The 19,307-nt window shown below is 67.1% G+C and carries 22 protein-coding genes and 1 other RNA gene; 3 read left to right on the top strand and 20 right to left on the bottom strand.

What is annotated here, in order from left to right; genetic code table 11:
• Positions 1-77: 77 nt before the first annotated feature.
• The 19 genes from A37E_RS0107750 to A37E_RS26835 all read right to left on the bottom strand — a co-directional run bounded on the left by A37E_RS0107750 (position 78) and on the right by A37E_RS26835 (position 17,139).
• Positions 78-1,058: a phosphotransferase gene (locus A37E_RS0107750; protein WP_029556081.1), complete on the bottom strand. Its 981-nt coding sequence runs from the start codon at positions 1,056-1,058 to the stop codon at positions 78-80.
• Between the two features lie 148 nt (positions 1,059-1,206).
• Positions 1,207-1,806, bottom strand: coding sequence for a HupE/UreJ family protein (locus A37E_RS0107745; protein WP_029556080.1), 600 nt, complete (start codon positions 1,804-1,806; stop codon positions 1,207-1,209).
• Between the two features lie 36 nt (positions 1,807-1,842).
• Positions 1,843-2,913, bottom strand: a complete 1,071-nt coding sequence (gene hypE, locus A37E_RS0107740) for a hydrogenase expression/formation protein HypE (protein WP_029556079.1) — start codon at positions 2,911-2,913, stop codon at positions 1,843-1,845.
• Positions 2,910-4,034: a hydrogenase formation protein HypD gene (gene hypD / locus A37E_RS0107735; protein WP_029556078.1), complete on the bottom strand. Its 1,125-nt coding sequence runs from the start codon at positions 4,032-4,034 to the stop codon at positions 2,910-2,912. Before hypD ends, hypE begins: the two co-directional genes overlap by 4 nt.
• A gap of 10 nt (positions 4,035-4,044) precedes the next feature.
• Positions 4,045-4,344, bottom strand: coding sequence for a HypC/HybG/HupF family hydrogenase formation chaperone (gene hypC, locus A37E_RS0107730; RefSeq protein ID WP_029556077.1), 300 nt, complete (start codon positions 4,342-4,344; stop codon positions 4,045-4,047).
• 27 nt (positions 4,345-4,371) lie between these two features.
• Positions 4,372-5,850, bottom strand: coding sequence for a sigma-54 dependent transcriptional regulator (locus A37E_RS0107725; RefSeq protein WP_029556076.1), 1,479 nt, complete (start codon positions 5,848-5,850; stop codon positions 4,372-4,374).
• Positions 5,847-6,839 carry a hydrogenase nickel incorporation protein HypB gene (hypB, locus tag A37E_RS0107720; protein WP_029556075.1) on the bottom strand — a complete coding sequence of 331 codons (993 nt, stop codon included), beginning with the start codon at positions 6,837-6,839 and terminating at the stop codon, positions 5,847-5,849. Before hypB ends, A37E_RS0107725 begins: the two co-directional genes overlap by 4 nt.
• Positions 6,839-7,180 (bottom strand): hydrogenase maturation nickel metallochaperone HypA, encoded by a 342-nt coding sequence (gene hypA, locus A37E_RS0107715; RefSeq protein ID WP_029556074.1) that lies wholly within the window; start codon positions 7,178-7,180, stop codon positions 6,839-6,841. Before hypA ends, hypB begins: the two co-directional genes overlap by 1 nt.
• A complete protein-coding gene (locus A37E_RS0107710) occupies positions 7,173-7,556 on the bottom strand; it encodes a hypothetical protein (RefSeq protein WP_280938456.1) in 384 nt (127 codons plus the stop codon). The genes hypA and A37E_RS0107710 overlap by 8 nt, the downstream gene beginning before the upstream one ends.
• Positions 7,557-8,130: 574 nt before the next feature.
• Positions 8,131-9,006, bottom strand: coding sequence for a [NiFe]-hydrogenase assembly chaperone HybE (gene hybE / locus A37E_RS0107700; RefSeq protein WP_038192763.1), 876 nt, complete (start codon positions 9,004-9,006; stop codon positions 8,131-8,133).
• An 8-nt stretch (positions 9,007-9,014) separates the two neighbouring features.
• Positions 9,015-9,866: a hydrogenase expression/formation protein gene (locus tag A37E_RS0107695; protein WP_029556070.1), complete on the bottom strand. Its 852-nt coding sequence runs from the start codon at positions 9,864-9,866 to the stop codon at positions 9,015-9,017.
• Between the two features lie 13 nt (positions 9,867-9,879).
• Positions 9,880-10,284, bottom strand: a complete 405-nt coding sequence (locus tag A37E_RS0107690; protein WP_029556069.1) for a hydrogenase — start codon at positions 10,282-10,284, stop codon at positions 9,880-9,882.
• On the bottom strand, positions 10,284-10,616 hold the full coding sequence (locus A37E_RS0107685) for a HypC/HybG/HupF family hydrogenase formation chaperone (RefSeq protein ID WP_029556068.1): 333 nt from the start codon (positions 10,614-10,616) through the stop codon (positions 10,284-10,286). Before A37E_RS0107685 ends, A37E_RS0107690 begins: the two co-directional genes overlap by 1 nt.
• Positions 10,617-10,618: 2 nt before the next feature.
• The gene (locus A37E_RS0107680; protein WP_029556067.1) at positions 10,619-11,245 is read right to left on the bottom strand and encodes a HyaD/HybD family hydrogenase maturation endopeptidase; all 627 of its coding nucleotides are present in this window, start codon (positions 11,243-11,245) and stop codon (positions 10,619-10,621) included.
• Positions 11,246-11,661: 416 nt separating this feature from the next.
• On the bottom strand, positions 11,662-12,414 hold the full coding sequence (cybH, locus tag A37E_RS0107675) for a Ni/Fe-hydrogenase, b-type cytochrome subunit (RefSeq protein WP_029556066.1): 753 nt from the start codon (positions 12,412-12,414) through the stop codon (positions 11,662-11,664).
• A gap of 12 nt (positions 12,415-12,426) precedes the next feature.
• Positions 12,427-14,241 carry a nickel-dependent hydrogenase large subunit gene (locus A37E_RS0107670; RefSeq protein ID WP_029556065.1) on the bottom strand — a complete coding sequence of 605 codons (1,815 nt, stop codon included), beginning with the start codon at positions 14,239-14,241 and terminating at the stop codon, positions 12,427-12,429.
• The gene (locus A37E_RS0107665) at positions 14,238-15,344 is read right to left on the bottom strand and encodes a hydrogenase small subunit (protein WP_029556064.1); all 1,107 of its coding nucleotides are present in this window, start codon (positions 15,342-15,344) and stop codon (positions 14,238-14,240) included. The genes A37E_RS0107670 and A37E_RS0107665 overlap by 4 nt, the downstream gene beginning before the upstream one ends.
• A gap of 192 nt (positions 15,345-15,536) precedes the next feature.
• Positions 15,537-16,535 carry a Kiwa anti-phage protein KwaB-like domain-containing protein gene (locus A37E_RS26375; RefSeq protein WP_081837498.1) on the bottom strand — a complete coding sequence of 333 codons (999 nt, stop codon included), beginning with the start codon at positions 16,533-16,535 and terminating at the stop codon, positions 15,537-15,539.
• A gap of 7 nt (positions 16,536-16,542) precedes the next feature.
• Complete coding sequence (locus A37E_RS26835) at positions 16,543-17,139, bottom strand: hypothetical protein (RefSeq protein WP_156026263.1); 597 nt, start codon at positions 17,137-17,139, stop codon at positions 16,543-16,545.
• A 54-nt stretch (positions 17,140-17,193) separates the two neighbouring features.
• On the opposite strand from A37E_RS26835, the gene ffs reads away from it, so the two are divergent.
• Positions 17,194-17,292: signal recognition particle sRNA small type (gene ffs / locus A37E_RS26370), an RNA gene on the top strand.
• 138 nt (positions 17,293-17,430) lie between these two features.
• Here ffs and A37E_RS0107655 read toward each other — a convergent pair.
• Entirely contained in the window at positions 17,431-17,859 is a 429-nt protein-coding gene (locus tag A37E_RS0107655) for an organic hydroperoxide resistance protein (protein ID WP_029556063.1), read from the bottom strand.
• 135 nt (positions 17,860-17,994) lie between these two features.
• Between A37E_RS0107655 and A37E_RS0107650 the strand changes: the two genes are divergently transcribed.
• Positions 17,995-18,480, top strand: coding sequence for a MarR family transcriptional regulator (locus A37E_RS0107650; protein WP_081837497.1), 486 nt, complete (start codon positions 17,995-17,997; stop codon positions 18,478-18,480).
• A 70-nt stretch (positions 18,481-18,550) separates the two neighbouring features.
• Positions 18,551-19,252, top strand: coding sequence for an esterase (locus A37E_RS0107645; protein WP_029556061.1), 702 nt, complete (start codon positions 18,551-18,553; stop codon positions 19,250-19,252).
• Positions 19,253-19,307: the final 55 nt, after the last annotated feature.

Below are 19,307 nucleotides of genomic sequence, written 5' to 3'. Positions count from 1 at the left end.
CGACACGGGGGGACGCCCATAGCCGAGCAATGGGGCGATGTCACGTTGCGGCTGGGGAAAGAGCCGTTCGGGTGCCCTTATCCCCGCCGGCTGAGGAAATCCTCGGCCAGCGCCAGCGTCCCGGCCGTATAGGGCGCGCCCATGGCTTGCGCCGTCGGCGTCTCGGCGTGGGAGGCGACCCAGGCGGTGAGCAGCATGCGCCGCAGCATCACGAACACGTCGAGTTGTGCATCGGCATCCGCCGGCAAAGGGGCGAGGGAGCGGTAGCCCTCCATCCACGTCGCCTTCAGCGTCGGCACCAGCGGCGAATGCTCCATGAAGGATACGGCCGAGGCGAAGTCGTAAAGGTACCAGGAGAAGCCGCAATCGTCGAAATCGATGAGGGTCAGGCTGTCCCCATCCGCCAGCAAATTGGCGAGGCGCAGGTCGGCATGGATCAGGCCGAAGCTGTCCGGCGTCGTCAGCGGCGCGAGCCGGTCCTTCAGGGCGAGCGCTGTGCGCTCCAGCAGCGCGCGGCCGGCCGCACCCAGCCCCAGCGCGGCGCGGAAATCGCCCCACAGCGGGCGGTCGCCCAGCATGCTCTCGAAATCCCACACCTTGCGGGCGAACCCCTCCGGCCGGCGCCAGCCCTTGGCATGGGCGTGGAGGCGGGCATGGAAGGCGCCGAGGCGGGTGAACCAGTGGGCGAGGTCCGCGCCCTCCTGCGGCTCGACGCCGGGCACGAAGGCGAAGGCGGCCAGCCGGCGCAGGCTGCCGTCCTCATTCACCTCATTCAGGAGGCGGCCGTCGTGCGTGGGAATGATGGCGGGGGTGGGCACAACGCCGTCGGCGCGCAGCGCCTCGATCCAGGCCAGCTCCGAGCGGATTTCCGCCGCCTCGTGATAGCCCGGCCGGTAGACGCGGACGACGATATCCTGCGCGCCGGCGGTGGCGCGGAAGGTGGCGTTCTCGGAGATGGAGAGGAGCTGGAGCGCCGCATCCGGCGGCAGGCCCCAGTCCGGCAGATGGGCGCGGACGAGTCCTTCGGTCCGCGCCAGATACGCCTCGTCGTACAGCACCCGTCCGGCCTCTCAAGCGTGTCGGACGGGCGCTATAGCATGTTGGAGGGCGCGCACCATCGGTGCCGGCCTGCGACCGGCGCCGATTGGTTTCGCTCAGGCGCCGCGCGGGCTTTTCTCGTGGCCTTCGCTCAGGCGCCGCGCGGGCTCAGACGAGTCCGGCGAGGATGCCGACGCCGGCCACCGCCACCGCCGCGCCCGCGCCGCGCACGAACTTCTCGCCATGCAGCTCGCCGAAGCGGCCGATGGCCATGCCGAGGCCGAGGCCGGCGAGGTGGAGGAGCGCGGTCGCCGACATGAAGCCGAGGCCATAGGCGAGGCCAGAGGCATCCGCCGGCATCTCGGCACCGTGGGCGTGGCCGTGGAAGATGGCGAAGAAGCCGACCATGGCCATGGCCGCCGCCAGCGGCGCCTTGACGCCGAAGGCCACCACACCGCCCAGCACGATCACCGAGAAGGCGATGCCCAGCTCCACGAAGGGCACATCGATGCCGGAGATGCCGAGCGCGCCGCCCACGGCCATCAGGCCGACGAAGGTGGCCGGCACCGCCCACACGGCGCGCCCGCCCAGCTGCCAGGCGAAGATGCCCACCGTGACCATGGCGAGCAGGTGGTCGAGGCCACCGAGGGGATGGGCGAAGCCGTGGCTGAAGCCGTGCACGTCGCCGACGCCGGTATGGGCGAAGGCGAGCTGCGGCAGGAGGGTCAAGGCAGCAGCGGCGGCTGCGGTGCGGATCGTGCGGTGCATGAAAGTCTCCCCGGTGTTTGAAGGTTTGAAAAAGGTTCAGCAGATGCGGGGCAGTTGATCGCCGACCAGCATGTCGACGATGCGCTCGCCCCCGAAGCGCGTTCTCATGACGACCCGGCCGGGCCGCTCGGATGTGACCTCGCCGATCACCGCCGCCTCGCGGCCCAGCGGATGGGCGCGCAGCGCGGCCAGCGCCGCGTCGGACTCTTCCGCTGGCACCACGGCGAGGATCTTGCCCTCGTTGGCGAGATAGAGCGGGTCGAGGCCCAGGATCTCGCAGAAGCCCATCACCTCCGGCCGCATGGGCAGGCTCAGCTCGTCGAGGCGGATGCCGACCTTGCTCGCCTCGGCCAGCTCGTTCACCACCGCCGCGATGCCGCCGCGCGTGGCGTCGCGCATCATGCGCAGGCCGGGGGCGGCGGAGATCAGCGTGTCGATCAGGCCGTTGAGGGGCGCGCAGTCGCTCTCGATGGCGGTGTCGAGGGCAAGGTCGCCGCGGGCGTTGAGGATGGCCGCGCCGTGGTCGCCGAGCAGGCCGTTGACGATCACCTTGTCGCCCGGCCGCGCCTTGGTCACGCCCACGTCGAGGCCGGCGCGGATGACGCCGATGCCGGTGGTGGTGATGAAGAGCTTGTCGCAGGCGCCCCGCGCCACGACCTTGGTGTCGCCGGTGGCGATGGCGACGCCCGCCGCGTGCGCGGTCTCGGCCATGGAGCGGACGACGCGGCGCAGCGTCTCCACCTCCAGCCCCTCCTCGATGATGATGGCGCAGGAGAGCGCCACCGGCGTCGCCCCGCCCACCGCGAGATCGTTCACCGTGCCGCAGACGGCGAGCTTGCCGATGTCGCCGCCGGGAAAGAACAGGGGGTCCACCACGAAGCCGTCGGTGGTGAAGGCGAGCCGGTCGCCACGCGCCATCAGCGCGGCGAGGTCGAAGCGGGCCTGATCCTCCGGCGCGGCGCGGCCCTCGCCGGAAAAGGCGGAGAGGAACACGTCGTCGATGAGGTCGCGCATGGCGCTGCCGCCGCCGCCATGGGCGAGCGTCACCGTCTTCTGCGTCATGGGCCGCCGGCGGGCGGCGGTCGGGGTGGAGAACGGGATGTTCATGCGGCCTCTCCCCGTATACCGCCATATTGATAGTAAGCCGCGCAAGAACCTTCGGAAGACACCATCAGTGCGCCGAGCGGCGTCTCGGGGGTGCAGCCCTTGCCGAACTCGGGGCAGGCCCAGGGCTTCGCGGCGCCGGTGAGCACCTCGCCGCACCGGCATTGGGCGGGATCGGCCACCTTGATATCAGGCACGGCGAAGCGCTTTTCCGCATCAAAGGCGGCATAGGGCGCCGTCAGCCGCACGCCCGAGCCGGCGATGGAGCCGAGGCCGCGCCACTCGAAGGTCTCGCGCGGCTCGTACACCTCCTGAACCGCCCGGAGCGCCGCCGGATTGCCATGCTCCGGCACCACGCGGGCATACTGGTTCTCGATCCGCGCCTGTCCGGCCTCGATCTGCCGCAGCACCATGAGCAGGGATTGCAGGAGGTCGATGGGCTCGAAGCCCGACACCACCAGCGGCCGGCCGAACTCTTCCGCGATGAAGCGATAGGGCGACGTGCCGATGACCATGGACACGTGCCCCGGCCCGATGAAGCCGTCGATGCCGAGGTCCGGCTGCTCCAGCAAAGCGCGCAGCGTCGGGATGATGGTGATGTGGTTGCAGAACAGGGAGAAGTTGGTGACGCCCTCGCGCGCCGCCCGCTGCACGGTCAGCGCCGTGGAGGGCATGGTGGTCTCGAAGCCGAGGCCGAAGAACACCACCTCGCGGTCGGGATTGCGCTTGGCCAGCGTCAGCGCATCCAGCGGCGAATAGACCATGCGCACGTCGGCGCCGTCCGCCTTGGCCTGAAGCAGGCTCTTCTTGGAGCCCGGCACGCGCATGGCGTCGCCGAAAGTGGTGAAGATCACTTCGGGCCGCTCGGCGATGGCGACGCAATCGTCCACCCGGCCCATGGGCAGCACGCAGACGGGGCAGCCGGGGCCGTGGACGAATTCCACGAGGTCGGGCAGCAGGCCTTCCAGCCCATAGCGGAAGATGGCGTGGGTGTGCCCGCCGCACACCTCCATGATGGCGAAGGGCCGGTCGCGCCCGCGCTCGAGGCGGGCGGCGATGGCGCCGATCTCCTTCACGAGGGCGGCGGCGAGGGCGGGATCGCGGAATTCATCGACGAAGCGCATGTCCGGCTCCTCAGCGCGGGGTGGACAGCAGCTCGACGCTGCCTTGGGTGAGGGCTTCCATCTCGACGGCCGCCTCGCCGATCTCGGAAAGCACTTTGAGGGTCGCGGCGGCTTCCTCCTCGTCGATGCGGCTCATGGCGAAGCCCACATGGACCAGCACCCATGCGCCCACGAGATCCTCCAGCGGCGCGCCGGGCTCGGCCACGCACACCACGTCCACCGTGCGGCGGACGCCGGAAACGTCCACGACGCACAGCATGGCCTCCGCATCGGCGACGGCGACGATCTGTCCGGGAATGCCGAGGCACATGGCTTTTTCCTTCCTGGTGCACCGTGCTCAGTGCGATTGGCCGAACGCGCCGCCACGGGCGATGCCGTAGCGGTCGAGCTTGGCGCGCAGGCCGACGCGGGAGAGGCCAAGTTCTTCCGCCGCGCGGCTCTTGTTCCAGCGGCAGCGCACCAGCGTCTCCGTGAGGATGGTCGCCTCCATGCGCTCGATGCGGTCCTTCAGCGGGCCGCTCTCGGGGAGTGCGATGGAGGAATTGGCCAGGGTCTCCGGCGCCCGCGTCTCGGCGGCGGCGGCGCGCACCACGTGGGGGGAGAGGAGATCGGCGGAGAGGCTGTCGCGCTCGGTGAGCACCAGCATGCGCGTCACCTCGTTCTGCAATTCGCGCACGTTGCCCGGCCAGTCATAGGCGGACATGCAGGCGAGCGTTTCGTCGCTGAAGCCGCGCACGCGCTTGCCGTGCTGGCTGGAGAGCGCATCAAGCACGCTCTGGGCGAGGACCGGAATGTCCGCCCGCCGCTCGCGCAGCGCCGGCAGCGTCAGCACCATGGCCGAGAGGCGATAATAGAGGTCCTCGCGGAAACGGGCGCGGGCCACCTCGCCCTTGAGGTCGCGATGGGTGGCGGCGAGCACGCGGACGTTGACCCGCTTCGCTTCGTTGGAGCCCACGGGGCGGATCTCGCCCTCCTGCAGGAAGCGCAGCAGCTTCACCTGGAAGGCAGGGGAGACGTCGCCGATCTCGTCGAGGAAGATGGTGCCGCCGTCCGCCTGGTCGAGGAGGCCGATGCGGGTCACATGGGCGCCGGTGAAGGAGCCCTTCTTGTGGCCGAACAGTTCGGATTCCAGAAGCTCGTCGGGGATCGCCCCGCAATTCACCGCGAAGAACGGACGGTCCGAGCGCAGGCTGGAATAATGGATGGCGCGGGCCAGCAACTCCTTGCCGGTGCCGGTCTCGCCATGGATCAGCACGGGCACGTCGAAGGTCGCCACCTGCGCGGCGCGGGTACAGACCTGCGAGAGGGGGCTGCCCGGGGCGCGCACCAAGGTGTCGAAGTGGAAATTCTGCTTCACCCGCGCTTCCAGCGCGCCGAGGCGGGCCTCGGCATTGCCGGCGGTGAGCTTCATTTCCAGATTCAGCCGCTCATGGTCGCGCTGGAGCTGGAACAGATGCGCGGCATTGCGGGCGGCGAGCAGCAGCTGGTCGGGGTGCCAGGGCTTGGGGATGAACTGGTAGATGCCGGCATCGTTGATGGCGCCGATCATGTCCTCCGGCTCGGTATAGCCGGTGACGATGATGCGCAGGATGTCCGGCCAGCGCTCGCGCACCTCGGTGAGCAGTGCGACGCCGGAAGTCTGCGGCATCCGCTGGTCGCAGAAGATCACCTGGATCCACTCGTTTTCGAGGATGCGCCGCGCCTCCTCCGCATTGAGGGCGGTGAAGACGTCGAACTCCTCGTCCAGCACGCGGGCGATGACCTCCACCGAGCGCGGCTCGTCATCCACCACCAGAATGGCCGGGCGCCGGTTCATCGCGACCCTCCTGCCGCCGCGCGCAGGGCCGAGGCCTCGGCCTCGCGGGCGCTCGCAAGGTCGTTGAGGCGGGCGGCGCGGGCGGCTTCCAGCCACGCGATCCAGCGGGCGAGCCCGATCTCGCCGCGCGAGGAGGTGGTGAGGATGTCCGCCGTGGGATTGATGCGGCGGATGTTGGCTTCCAGCACCGCCATGTCCGCATCCACATAAGGCGCAAGGTCGGCCTTGGTGATGAGGACGAGGTCGGCCCCCTCGAAGATGTCGGGATATTTGAGCGGCTTGTCCTCGCCCTCCGCTACCGAGATGAGCGTGACGCGCTTGGTCTCGCCGAGGTCGAAGGCGGCGGGGCAGACGAGGTTGCCCACATTCTCGATGAACAGCACGCCGCCGGGTGGCAGCGGCAGCTTTTCCAGCGCATGGCCCACCATGTGGGCGTCGAGGTGGCAGCCCTTGCCGGTGTTGATCTGTACCGCCGGGGTGCCCACCGCGCGGATGCGGGCGGCGTCGTTGTCGGTCTGCTGGTCGCCCTCGATGACCGCGCAGGGGAGACGGCCGGACAGCGCCTTCAGCGTCTCCACCAAGAGGGTGGTCTTGCCGGCGCCGGGGCCGGAGAGGAGGTTCAGCGCCAGCACGCCGGCGGCATCGAGCCGGGTGCGGTTGCGGCCGGCATAATCGTCGTTCTTGGCGAGGATGGAGGTTTCGATCTCCACCATGCGCGCCTGCGTCAGCCCCGGCGCATGGGCGCGGGCGGGGCCGGCGCCGTAGTCCAGCGTGCCGGCATCGGGCGCGGGGTGGTGGTGATCGTCGGGGTGATGATGGTGGTGGTCATGGTCATGCCCGTGTCCATGGGCATGGCTGTGGGTGGTGCCGTCCGCATGGGTGTGGGTGTGCGGATGGTCATGACCATGTGAATGGGCATGATCGTGGGAATGGCCGTGCGCCTCGGAAATGGTGGCGCCGTCGCCGCTGCAGCCGCAGACCGTGCACATCACATCACCTCCAGGTCTTTGATCTTCATCTCCGTGCCGCCATTGGGCAGGAGCCGTTCCCCGCCGCACTTCGGGCAGGGGGCGAGCCGGTGGGCGAGCGGCACGGTGTCGGAGCACTCGAAGCACCAGGCGGTGCCCTCCTCCTCCAGAACCACCAGCTCGGCGCCGTCCGCCAGCGATCCCCGCGTCACCACGTCGAAGCCGAAGCGCAGCGCCTCCACCTCGATGCCGGCGAAGCGGCCGATGGCGAGGCGCACGCGGGTGACGCGCGAGAAGTTCTGTGCCTTCGCCGCCTCTTCCATCGCCGAGAGCAGGCTTTCGCACACGGCCATCTCATGCATAGGCGGGCTCCGTGGCGAAGGAGAGGGTGACGGGCACGCAGGGATTGATGGCGCAAACGAGCAGCGGCGCAAGCCACCGCGTCCGCCAGCCGGGCGAGAGGGCGGCGAAGGCCCGCTCCAGAAGCCCGCCGGGGGCGAGGTTCCAGGCGCTGGGGGAGAGGATGCGGTAGGCGGCGACGCGCCCCGCCTCCACCTCCGCCCGATGCCCCAGCAGTCCGCGCGCGGCGGGCGCGATGCCGGCCGGAAGGGGAGGGGCGGGGCGCGGTGCGAGATGGGCAAGGCCATCCACCAGCCGGGCGAGGAGGCGCACGAACAGGCTCGGTCCTTCGGACGCGAGCAGCGCGGCAAGAAGCGGCGTCCCCGCGACACGGCCCAGCGCGCCGGTTTCGCGGTGGGAGCCGATGGCGGCGGGGGCCGCGCGAGGGTGGCGGCGAGGGCGTCCGCGCTCAGCTCCGGCAGATGCACGCGCCCTTCCGCCGGATCAGCCTCGCGGATGCGGGCGAAAGCGCGGGCGGTGGGGGTGGGCGCTTCGCCGAGCCACGCCTCCAGCTCGGCGGGGGAGAAAGCGGAGAGATCGCTGGCGTCGCCCACCAGCGCGGCGTGGAAGGCGGCGCCGTCCGGCCGGGCGAGGAGGGCGAGGGCGGCGCGATCCGGTGCCATGCCCAGCGCCACGGGGACAGTGTGGAGCAGAGCGAGCGCGTGGTCGCGCACCGTCTCCCGCGCCATCGTCCAGGCATCGGCGGCGGCCGGCAGGCCGAGGGCGGAGCGGGCGGCGAAGGCGTGGGCCGCGCCGCACAGGTTGAAGACGAGGGGGGCGAGCCGCGCCGCCTCCTCCGGCGTGCGGCCGATCAGGGTCCCGGCGGGGTCCGGCCCCTCCTCCCGCGCCACGCGCCAGCCGCCCGCGCGCCCATCGGGCGTGAGGGTGAGGCTGCGGAGCGCGCGGGAGCCGTTCATGCCGCACCGTCCCTGAGGTCTTCCGCATCGGCGCGCGGGCCGAGGAGGAGCGAGCGGCGGGAGAGTTCCGCCGGCGCCTCGCGGCGGGGGGCCTCAGGCTCCGGAGCGGCCGCGGCTGTCTCGGCCGCGATGCGCGCGGCCTCTTCCGCCTCAGCCCGGCGGCGGATTTCGCCGGTGCGGGTGCCGTCCTCCCGGTTGCCGGCATCGAGCAGGCCGGGCATCACCGCCTCGGCCGTCTCCACGGCCTGCAGCATGGAGGAGAAATCGAACATGGGGGAAAACAGCGAGCAGGCCTTGTAGGGCCCGGTCTCCGGCCGGTTGGCGGCGAGGAACTCGTAGGTGCCCGAGGGAAAGTCGATCAGTTCCTTCTCGCCGGTCCGAAGCTGCGACCAGTCGTCGGTGGCGTTGGGCAGGAGCACGATGTTCATGAACCAGGGCGTCACCAGCACGCCCATCACCCGCCCCGCATGGATGCGGAAGCCCACCGCCTTCACCCCGAGCGAGCCGTTGACGAAGGGCACGCCCTTCATCTTCGCCGCATGGATTTCGCGGAACACCGCCTCGAACAGGCCGGGCGCCTCGGCCAATTGCCGCTCCAGCGCCGGATCGACAAGCGCGGGGCGCATCACGGCCGGCAGGTCCGGCGTGCCGCCGTCCAGCACCATGAAGGCGTCGCGGGCGCCGTCGCACACCGGGCAGCGCCAGTGATCGGGCAGCGCGTTGAACGGCGTACCGGGGGGAATTTGCCACGCCTCGCACCCCTCGGCGGGGTCGTAGACGTGCCAGCAGACCTTGCATTCCAGCCGCGCGGTGGGGGCAAGCCGCGCGCGATCGCCGAGATAGGAGCCGTCGAAGAAGCTGTGCTGGGACATGTCTCGCCTCATCTCATGGCCGCCAGCACCTCGACGAGGCGCTCGGCGGAATCGGCGATGTCCTCGCGGGCGGCGCAGGCGACTTCCGGCACCTCGCTCACCTCGATGGTGTCGAGGATGAGCATGTCCTGCGAATTGTAGAAGCGTACCCGCCAGACGTGCCGCGTGCCCGTCGCGTCGATGCGGCAATTGCCGTAGCCGCGCGAAAGCACGGTGGTCGCGCCGGGGCCGAGGCGCGCGTCCAGCATGGCGAGGTCTTCCGGCGTGTGTGGCAGGAGGGAGAGGTTGATGACGTGGGCGCCGTCGCCGGGCTGGCGGTTGCGGGCGCGGTCGTCGATCTCCACCAGCAGGGCCGGGGCGTTGAAGATGCCGGGGGTTGGCACGTCGAGGCCGGACAGGTCGATGCCTGCACCGCCACCGAACGCGCGAACCACGGCACCGCGCGGGAAGGCGCCGATCTCGATGCGGTCGCTGCCCGCCGCGCCGCGCAGGCGCCACACGCCGGCGAAGGTCGCTTCCTGGATCTCCATGGGGCGCACGTCGCCCCGTCCTTCCACCTTCACCGCCACCTCTCCCTCGCCCATGGCCTCGTCCACCAGAGCGAGGTTGGCGGCGTCGAGATGGGCGAGGTCGATGATGCGGCTCTCGCCCGGCTGCCAGCTTTCCAGCGCGGCGATCACCTCTTCCAGCACGGTGAAGGCGGGGGCGTAGCGGTCCTTGTCCTCCACCTCGATGAGGTGCGCCTCGAAGGTGCGCATGCCGGAGGGCATCTGGAGATAGGCGAGGCCCTCGTCCTCGGTGGACTGGCTGCCGGGGCCGAAGCCGACGGGGGGCTGTGTGGCGAAGGGGGACGAAGACATTTGGGGGCAGCCTTCAGTGGGTGGCGGCGGAGGGGGCGGCGAGCAGCACGCGGAGCTTGTCGAGATATTCGTCCCAGTCGCGCATGCGGGCGATGGCGCCCACCGGCTGGCCGGCGCGCAGCACCACGATGGCCGGGAGCGCGAGGCTCAGGGTGTCGCGCAGGGCGGTCTCCGCCTTGGGGCCGGCGATGGCGATGCCGATGGCCTCGGGTCCGCCCAGCGCCTTCACCAGTTCGGGCAGCACCACGGCGATATCAGGGCTCTCCAGATGCGCCTTGCCGTGGGAAGGCAGGAACAGGAGATGGTCGCGCGCATCGAGATGGGCGGCATCCTCCAGCGTCTCGACGGAGGGCCAGGCGCCGGCCTCGCTGAGGCGGCGGACGAGGGGGTGGAGATCGGGGGCGGCGACCGGGGGCATCAGGCTTCCTTTCGGCCGGCGGCATAGGCCGCGGCGAGATGGGGCGGCAGGACCGGCTCGCGGTCCACGAGATCGGCGAAGGCGCGGTCGATAAGGGCGGTGTCGGCCTCCCCGGCCATGATGGCAGCGACGCCGGAGAGGGCTTCGGTGATGAGGCGGGCCTCCTCCGCATCGAGCCGGCGGCGGGCGGCGCCCTGGAAGACGAGGATGTGATCGCCCACGCCGGCCTCGGGCACGAGGGAGAGATCGACCCGCTCCTGCCGCCCGTCGGCCGCGCAGAGCGCGTAGGGGCCTTCGAGGCGTTCGATGCGCATGGGCAGGCCGAGGCACATGGCTAGATGTCTCCTCGCACGAGCACGCGGGCATCGCCGATGCGGCAGGCGTCCTCGGCGCTGGGGCGCTCGGTCTCGTAGGGGGCGCGGGCGACGGCGGCGGTGACGAGCGAGCCTTCTCCGGCGCGGGGCTCCGGCACGATGCCGAACTCGTCCTTGAGGATGGCGAGCACCTTGCGCGCGGCGGGCTCGATCTGCGCGGCGACGGTGGCGGTGAGGCCGCCGCCGTAATCGTCCAGCACCTCCGGCTGCACGCCCACCAGCACGATGCGGCCCGGCGTGTGGCCGCGCAGAGCGAGCAGGCCTAGGATTTCCTGGAAGCCGGTCTGGTGCAGGCTCACCTTGCGGGCGGCGAGCACGGCGGGTACATCCGCGTCTGCCCGAATATGGACCGTGCCCGGCGGGGAGCCGAAGTCCACCGCGTCCACAATGACGACGCCTTCGGCTTCTTCGAGATAGGGCAGGAGATAGAGGCCCTGCGTGCCGCCATCGAGCAGCGTCACCGGCTCTGGGAAGGTGTAGGCGCGGTCCAGGGTTTCCAGAACCCGGACGCCGAAGCCTTCGTCGGCCCACAAGATGTTGCCGATGCCGAGCACCAGAATGCGCGCGCAAATCCGTTCGCCGTCCATGCGACGCCGCCCTCCCTGCGATGGCCTCCCACGACGGTCTGCCGCCGTCTGATTTCGAGTTCGTCTAAATCAAGGACCGTGCCAACCCGGCTGGAAGCCGGCCAACCGGTTGATTCGGATCAACAGTGGGCAGAGAGGGAGGGGCGGGGTTGCCGACCGATATTGAAAGGAGTGTGATCGATCTGGCTCGAAAATGGAATTCTGATTTCCATATTCCGCCATCCGGGATCGGTTTTCGCCGGTCCGGGCGCGTGCCCACCTGCGACGATCGTTAGCAGGTGCAGCGCGAAGTGGAATGCGCCGCACCATGTGCTGCGGCCGTCCCGCGCCGGCCCCCCGGCCCACGAAAAAGGGCGCAGCCGAAGCCGCGCCCTCTGTCGTCCACTCCCGCCCTCTGCCCCCGCAGAGGCTGCCGCTCAGTCCGGATCGTCGTCCCGGAAGGTGCGGTGGCCGTTGGTGATGGCGGAGACCATGGACTGGCGGGACATGATGTCCTCGCGGATCACCGAATAGACGTGGATGATGATGAACACGATGATCACCCACATGCCGAGGTGATGCAGCGTGTGCACCTGCATGGAGCCACCCAGCAGCGGGATGACCCAGCCGAACAGATTCGCCTGCCACGAGCCGAGCCCCGTGCCCTCGGAATAGAGGGCGAAGCCGGTGAGGATCATGAAGGCGAGGCCCAGCACCATCACGAAGAACAGGAACACCTGCGCCAGCGGATTGTGCCCCACGAACTTCAGCGGGCGCGGCTTCAGGAAGGCATACCACTGGACCTCGGTGAAGAAGCCCTTCCAGAAGCTCTTCCGCCAGAAGGGGAAGGTGAACAGCTCCCGCGAATACTTGTTGCCGAAGAAGGCCCAGATGATGCGCCCCAGGAACCCCACGGCGAGGATGTAGCCCGCCGAGAAGTGCACGAAGCGGATGGTGCCCATCAGGTAATGGGAACTCGGCTCGCCCGAGAGGGTGGGGAAGGGCGAGCCGATGAGATAGCCGGTGACGCACAGCACCAGGATGGACAGCGCGTTCACCCAGTGCCACAGGCGCACCGGCGCCTCGTAGACATAGACGGTGGTCAGCTTCTTTCCACCGGCGATCGCCTGCGCGACCGGGGTCGTGGGCGCCGCCGGAGGGGCGGCGCCGGAGAGAGAGGTATCCGTCATGGCCACCTCCCCTCAGCGCACGGTGACGCGCGCCAGCTCCGCCCCGTCGTCGGACATGACGTGGGTGGAGCAGGCGAGGCACGGGTCGAAGGAGTGGAGGGTGCGCAGGATCTCCACCGGCTCCTCGGGGCGCTGCATGGGCGTGTTCATGAGGGAGGCCTCGAACGCGCCGATGTTGCCCTTGGGATCGCGCGGCCCGCCGTTCCAGGTGGTGGGCACCACGCACTGGTAGTTCTCGATCCGCCCGTCCTTGATCTTGATCCAGTGGCCGAGGCCGCCGCGCGGCGCCGCGACGGTGCCGACGCCCTTGGCCTCCTTCGGCCAGGTGGCGGGGTCCCACTTCTCCATGTTGGCGGTGGAGGTGTCGCCGGCCTTGATGTTGGCGATGAGGTGGTCGAAATCGTCCAGCATCATCTTGGCGCAGTAATGCGCCTCCAGCGCCCGGGCGAGGGTGCGGCCGATGGTGGTCGGCAGCGCCTGCTTGGCGGTGAGGTTGGTGCCGGCGAGCGTGTTGAACGTGCCGAGCGCCTCGTCCACCTGCCCCTTCACGTAATCGACGCCCTGGGCATAGGCGAGGATGTAGCGGGCCAGCGGGCCCACCTCCACCGCATTGCCCTTCCAGCGCGGCGCCTTGATCCAGGAATACTTGGCGTTCTCGTCGATTTCCTGGATGTCGGTGCGGGTGCCCTTGGCGGCGGGGCCGAGCTTGTACTGCGGGTCGGTCACGCCGTCCCACGGGTGCAGGCCCTTGTCGTTGTTGCCCTCGCCGTAGGTGTACCAGGAGTGCGCCACGAATTCCTGCACCTGCGCGGGGTCGCGCGGGTCGATGGGGTGCACCTCGTTCCAGTTGCCGTTGAGGATGACGCCGCCGGGCAGGCGGTCGGTCTTCTTCTGGCCCTGGATGGCTTCGTAATCGCCATAGTCCATGACGTTCTGGCCGGAGAGGCCGCCGCCATAGAGCCAGCCTTTATAGAAGGACGCGATGGCGATCACGTCAGGCACATAGACGTTCTGCGAGAACTCGAAGGCCTCCTGAAGCTTCAGCTTCACGAAGTTCAGCCGCTCCATGTTGAGCGGGGCGCCGGCGGCCATGTCGCCGTTCATGTTGATGGCGCAGGGCACGCCGCCCACCAGATAGTTCGGATGCGGGTTCTTGCCGCCGAAGATGGTGTGGACCTTCACGATCTCCTTCTGGAAGTCGAGCGCTTCCAGATAGTGCGTCACCGCCAGCAGGTCGGCTTCCGGCGGCAGCAGATAGGCCGGGTTGTCCCAATAGCCGTTCTTGAAGATGCCGAGCTGTCCACTCTCCACGAACTTCTTCAGCCGGTTCTGCACGTCGCGGAAATAGCCGGGCGAGGACTTGGAGTGCGCCGAGATGGACTGCTGGAGCACCGAAGTCGCCTTCGGGTCCGCCTTGAGCGCATTCACCGGGTTCACCCAGTCCAGCGCGTGCAGGTGGTAGAAGTGGACCACGTGGTCGTGCCACTGCAGCACCTTGGCCATGATCTCGCGGATCAGGAAGGCGTTGTTGGGGATCTTGATCTGGAGCGCATCCTCCACCGCGCGCACCGAGGTGAGCGCGTGGCAGCCGGTGCACACGCCGCAGATGCGCTCCACGAAGGCCCAGGCGTCGCGCGGGTCGCGGCCCTTGAGGATCACTTCCAGCCCGCGCCACATGGTGCCGGTGGAGACCGCGTTGCGGATGATGTTGTTGGAATCCACATTCACTTCGCAGCGCATGTGGCCTTCGATGCGGGTGACCGGATCGACAACGATGCGCTTGCCTGAAGTGTCGAGGGAAAAGCCGTTCGGCGTCTGGATGGTCACTTCTCGCCTCCCTCGGTCTTGGTCGCGCCGTCGGTATTCTTGTGCTGGGCGCGCTTCAGCGCGCTGACCGCCGCATGGACCGCGACGCCCGCGCCCACCGCGCCGGCGGCGACGAGGCCCACCTGGTCGGCATTGGCCTCAATGCCGAAGCCGGAGTTCTTGAGATCGGCGAGGCGGGCGTACCACGAGCCCTTGTCCCAGAAGCCGTCTTCCGAGCAGCCGATGCAGCCGTGGCCGGCCTGGATGGGGAAGGAGACGCCGTCGTTCCAGCGCACGGTGGAGCAGGCGTTGTAGGTGGTCGGGCCCTTGCAGCCCACCTTGTAGAGGCAATAGCCCTTGCGCGCGCCCTCGTCGTCGAAGCTCTCCACATACTGGCCGGCGTCGAAATGCGGCCGGCGATAGCATTTGTCGTGGATGCGCTGGGAATAGAACATCAGCGGCCGGCCCTGGCGGTCCAGCGCCGGGAGCTGGTCGAAGGTGAGCATGTAGGTGATGACGCCGGTCATCACCTCGGCGATGGGCGGGCAGCCCGGAACCTTGATGATGGGCTTGTCGAAGATCACCTCGTGCACCGGCGTGGCGCGGGTGGGGTTGGGGCGCGCGGCCTGCACGCAGCCATAGGAGGCGCAGGAGCCCCAGGAGATGATGGCCTTGGCGTCCTTCGCCACCTTCTTCAGCTGGTCCACGAAGGGCTTGCCGCCGATGATGCAATACATGCCATCCTCGTTCAGCGGCGGGTTGCCCTCCACCGCGAGGATGTAGTTGCCCTTGTACTTGGTCATCACCTCGTCGAGGATCGCTTCCGCCTGATGGCCGGCGGAGGCCATGAGGGTGTCGTCATAGTCGAGCGAGATCATCGACAGCACCACATCCTTCACCAGAGGATGCGCCGAGCGGATGAAGCTCTCCGAGCAGCAGGTGCACTCCAGCCCATGCAGCCACAGCACCGGGGTGCGCGGCTTGGTCTCCATGGCCATGGCGATCTGCGGCGCGAACTCCGGCCCGAGGCCGAGGGCCGCCGCCGTGAGCGAGCAGTATTTCAGGAACGAACGGCGGGTGATGCCCTGCCGCCGCATGACCTCATAGAACGTCTCGAGGGCCATAAAGGCGTCCCCCCTTGGCTGACTTGTCCTCCCCGCCGGCGTCGAGGCCGGGGGATTGGAACCGTTTCAGCAAGGGGTGTGCCAGAAGGGGAATGCGAGGGATTTCAGAGGGTTGGGGGCGGTGGTGGGGCGGAGGGGGTGGATGGGGGGTGAGCGGTTTGAGGGGGGAGGTGGAAAGGGGGCTGCCGGGTGTTAACTACGAGGCCGGGGCGGACGCTTCACCACAGCCTCCCACTCTCGTCCAGTGACTGGAGATCGGAGAAATAGGTCGGTAAGCAGATCAACAAAATCTTCGACTTCACCCTTATTGTTATGATCGATTTCAAAATGCGCATTTCCGTTTTCGATACGGCAGCGTATCCTGAGCCCCTTTTCTTCGGCGCGTTCAACTAGATTATTGGGATCAATATCATCAATAACGCCATTGCGATGCGCGGCGGCCAAACGTTTTGCCAGCAATGTTCGTTTGCAAACTTCTTCTTTTAACATTTCTGAATTTGCACCGAGGCCAAATCTCTCCGCAAGCGCGTCCATAGCAAATGCGGCTTTGCGCATAGTGACGTCTCGAATATTTGTTACCGATTCGAAAGTTCTAAAATTCGATATAAAAATTGTATTGTCCCAGCTAAAAAAATCGAAAAGACCGTCAAAGCTGACAACAGCGCCGTCAACTTCGACCATCTCATTTTGCTCCCGGCTAAATACGGCTGAAATAGCGCCTTTTTCGCGTAATATTACATTCAGACCTCTCGATCCACGAAATAATGTTAAAATGCGCCCATCCGAAAAATTAATTCTGGTCGCATAGAATCGAACTCGTTCAAGTATCTTCTCGTCGCCATTAAAACGAACTGACCAATCGTCAGGCGGAACTGCACTTAGCCAGTCGCTGATTGCCGGCGCATCCTCTGTTTTCAAAACACCAATACTGCCATCTGTCATTGCATCAAAATCAAATTCAGCAAGCGCCTGATCATCCGCAGCCCGCGCCTCAAGGGAGAACAAAGAATCTCTTGCCGACGCGATTAGGCGGTCAGCCACTTCGTGCGCCATGACAATTCGATGCCATTCCTCCCGCCGCTCTCTCGTCTTTGGCGAAAAAACAAAAACATGACACCCGATAGGCGCATCCCCCTCGAACGCGGCATGAATGTCAGCCAATGCAGAAAAGGCATCATCAACTAGTGGCATGAGAACCTCAATTGCGAGGCGAGTAGTATAGCTTGGACGACTCTATCGCGTAAAGGGTTAGGTTTTCGCCGTTTAAAATTTCTTGCCTGTCGGTCACCACGACAACCGATCGCCCCGAAGGTAGAGTGACCTTGAAAATTTTGATTCTGAAAATCAAGAAATATGGATTCACATACATCGTATCTGTTCTGAACATAATAATAAAAATTATGATATAAAATATCGAAACTGGAATAACTTTATTTAAATCGAGATAATCATCAATCATAAGCGGAGGTATGTATGAAATCATATAATTTAAAACATTTTGATCTAATGGTTCAGGGTCGGAGATCGTAAATCGAGATGGCGAATTCGATTTAAATCCACCTACCAATAAAAGGAACGCCGCAAACGATAGCACTGAGAGAAGCGCGGCAACAGCAGCGGCGATAAATTTGGGATCGCACAGAGCCCATTTGCTCCAGTCGTACTGGGTCGCAAAACCCGCCGACACAAGCACGTATAGAGGGCCAAAGGAGGAAAACAGAAAGCAGGCTCTGTACCAAGCTGTCATTTTTCGCCCCAGGAACAAAGAGCGAACATAGTTGTATTTTGCTGCCATTGCAATATGAAATCCCCCCTTGCATCCCACCCCTCCCCCTGCCATATAGCGCGTGGGAGGTTGGCGGTGGACGAGCCACTCGCCAACCGGGTCAGGTCCGGAAGGAAGCAGCCCCAACGAGCCCGGTCTCGGGTCTTCGTCCAGCCTCCCACCCCATGCATCGAAAGCATCGACTGGCGCGCGGCCTCCCCGGCCGTCGCGCCCGTGCGCGTTTCTGCTTCCGCAGGCACAAAAATACCGCCGCCCTCCGGTGGGAGAGCGGCGGCGGCTCGCGGCAGCAGGGCAGGGGGATCAGACGAGGCTGAGCTTCACGTCGATATTGTTGCGGGTGGCGTTGGAATAGGGGCACACCTCGTGCGCCTTGGCGATGAGTGCCTCGCCCTCCGCGCGGTCCACGCCGGGCAGGGCCACCGCCAGCGCGATCTCCAGGCCGAAGCCGCCTTCCGAGCGCGGGCCGATGCCCACGGTGGCGGTGACGGTCGCATCCGCCGGCACCTTGGCGGTGCCGCCCTGCGAGGCCACGAACTTCATGGCGCCGAGGAAGCAGGCCGCATAGCCGGTGGCGAACAGCTGCTCGGGGTTCACACCCTCGCCGCCGGGTCCGCCCAGCTCCTTCGGGGTGACGAGCTTCACTTCGAGATTGCCGTCCAGCGTGCCGGAGCGGCCATCGCGGCCACCGGTGGCGCGGGCGGAGGTGGAGTAGAGGACGTTGACGGGCATGGGGCTCTCCTGCGGGTTATTAACTTGTGAACGATTAAATCGTGCGCGATCTAAATAGCCGAGCCGATGGCGGCCGTCAAGCGGTTGCGATTCTATCGTGCGCGATTTATTTGAGGAGGAGGCCCGAGGCCCGCCATGTCCGAACTGACACCTGAACTGACACCCGAGCTGACAGCACCTGAACCGGGCCTGATCCCGGTGGAAAACATGGTGTGTTTCGCCTTTTATGCCGCGAACCACGCCTTCAACCGGGTCTACAAGCCCCTGCTGGACGCCCTCGGCCTCACCTATCCGCAATACCTCGCGCTGGTGAGCCTGTGGACCGAGGACGACCGCACCGTCGGCAGCCTCGGCACCGCGCTGGGGCTGGAATCCAGCACCCTCACGCCTTTGCTGAAGCGCCTTGAAGCCCTCGGCCACGTCTCCCGCCGCCGCGACGGAGCCGACGAGCGGGTGGTGCGGGTGAAGCTCACCCCCCAGGGCAAGGCGTTGCAGGAGAAGGCCCGCCACATCCCCGCCTGCATCCTCGCCGCCACCGGCCTGAACCTCGCCGACGTGGTCCGCCTCCAGCGCGAGGTCACGGCGCTGCGCGAGACGCTGGAGAAGGCCGCAAAGGCCTGAGGCGGCTTCATTTTCGCGTTTGTATACGGTACACCGGATGCGAAAACACCAGAACATCCGGGAGGCCGCCATGCTCGATCCCCATCTCGCCGGCCACATCACCTTCGCCCCCACCGCGCCGGACCTGCCGCCCCTCGCCCCCGGCCATCACAACCTCGGCCTGTCAGCGGAGCGCGACGCCCTCCTGGTAGTGCCGCAGGGGCTGGAGCCGGGCGTCCCGGTGCCGCTGATGGTGCTGTTCCACGGCGGCGGCGGCAGCGCGCAGAAGATCCTGCCCATGATGGAGCAGCACGCCCTCACCCACGGCTTCCTGCTGCTGGTGCCGCAGTCCGTCTTCCCCACCTGGGACATCGTGATCGCCGGCAACGGGCCGGACCGCGAGCGGCTGGAAACGGCGCTTGCATTGGTCGCCCGGCATTTCGAGATCGACCGCACGCGCATCTGCTTCGCCGGCCATTCGGACGGCGGCAGCTACACCCTCTCGCTGGGCCTCACCAACGGCCATTTCGTCACCCACCTCATCGTCTCCTCGGCGGGCTTCATGTCGGTCCAGCGCCAGAGCGGGGCGCCCCGCGTCTTCATCTCCCACGGGGTGAATGACGAGCAGATCCCGGTGGAGCGCTCCGGCCGGACGCATGCGGCCCTGCTCAAGGAAGCAGGCTACGACGTGACCTATATGGAATATAACGGCCCCCACGCCTGGCAGCCGCCGGTGGTGGGCCTCGCCGTCGCCTTCTTCCTCGCACCTGTACCCGCTGGCGCCACCCCGTGAGCCGGCTTTGATCCAGCCGCTGGACAAGCCCCCTACGAAGTGATGAGGTTCCCCT

Origin of the sequence: Xanthobacter sp. 91 (assembly GCF_000702385.1) — a bacterium.
Taxonomy (GTDB): Bacteria; Pseudomonadota; Alphaproteobacteria; order Rhizobiales; family Xanthobacteraceae; genus Xanthobacter; species Xanthobacter aminoxidans.
The sequence above is the reverse complement of the archived record's forward strand: the minus strand, read 5'-3'. Positions and strand labels throughout refer to the sequence as shown.

Bases quoted from the DNA above. Each gene is read 5' to 3' on its own strand.
- hypB (WP_029556075.1), bottom strand. From the start codon at position 6,839: ATGTGCACGGTCTGCGGCTGCAGCGGCGACGGCGCCACCATTTCCGAG.
- A37E_RS0107695 (WP_029556070.1), bottom strand. From the start codon at position 9,866: ATGTCTTCGTCCCCCTTCGCCACACAGCCCCCCGTCGGCTTCGGCCCC.
- A37E_RS0107690 (WP_029556069.1), bottom strand. From the start codon at position 10,284: ATGCCCCCGGTCGCCGCCCCCGATCTCCACCCCCTCGTCCGCCGCCTC.
- A37E_RS0107665 (WP_029556064.1), bottom strand. From the start codon at position 15,344: ATGGCCCTCGAGACGTTCTATGAGGTCATGCGGCGGCAGGGCATCACC.
- hybE (WP_038192763.1), bottom strand. From the start codon at position 9,006: ATGTCCCAGCACAGCTTCTTCGACGGCTCCTATCTCGGCGATCGCGCG.
- A37E_RS0107645 (WP_029556061.1), top strand. From the start codon at position 18,551: ATGCTCGATCCCCATCTCGCCGGCCACATCACCTTCGCCCCCACCGCG.
- A37E_RS0107680 (WP_029556067.1), bottom strand. From the start codon at position 11,245: ATGGACGGCGAACGGATTTGCGCGCGCATTCTGGTGCTCGGCATCGGC.
- A37E_RS0107685 (WP_029556068.1), bottom strand. From the start codon at position 10,616: ATGTGCCTCGGCCTGCCCATGCGCATCGAACGCCTCGAAGGCCCCTAC.
- A37E_RS26375 (WP_081837498.1), bottom strand. From the start codon at position 16,535: ATGCCACTAGTTGATGATGCCTTTTCTGCATTGGCTGACATTCATGCC.
- hypC (WP_029556077.1), bottom strand. From the start codon at position 4,344: ATGTGCCTCGGCATTCCCGGACAGATCGTCGCCGTCGCCGATGCGGAG.
- A37E_RS26835 (WP_156026263.1), bottom strand. From the start codon at position 17,139: ATGGCAGCAAAATACAACTATGTTCGCTCTTTGTTCCTGGGGCGAAAA.
- hypD (WP_029556078.1), bottom strand. From the start codon at position 4,034: ATGCGCTTCGTCGATGAATTCCGCGATCCCGCCCTCGCCGCCGCCCTC.
- hypA (WP_029556074.1), bottom strand. From the start codon at position 7,180: ATGCATGAGATGGCCGTGTGCGAAAGCCTGCTCTCGGCGATGGAAGAG.
- A37E_RS0107725 (WP_029556076.1), bottom strand. From the start codon at position 5,850: ATGAACCGGCGCCCGGCCATTCTGGTGGTGGATGACGAGCCGCGCTCG.
- cybH (WP_029556066.1), bottom strand. From the start codon at position 12,414: ATGACGGATACCTCTCTCTCCGGCGCCGCCCCTCCGGCGGCGCCCACG.
- hypE (WP_029556079.1), bottom strand. From the start codon at position 2,913: ATGAACATCCCGTTCTCCACCCCGACCGCCGCCCGCCGGCGGCCCATG.
- A37E_RS0107745 (WP_029556080.1), bottom strand. From the start codon at position 1,806: ATGCACCGCACGATCCGCACCGCAGCCGCCGCTGCTGCCTTGACCCTC.
- A37E_RS0107655 (WP_029556063.1), bottom strand. From the start codon at position 17,859: ATGCCCGTCAACGTCCTCTACTCCACCTCCGCCCGCGCCACCGGTGGC.
- A37E_RS0107650 (WP_081837497.1), top strand. From the start codon at position 17,995: ATGTCCGAACTGACACCTGAACTGACACCCGAGCTGACAGCACCTGAA.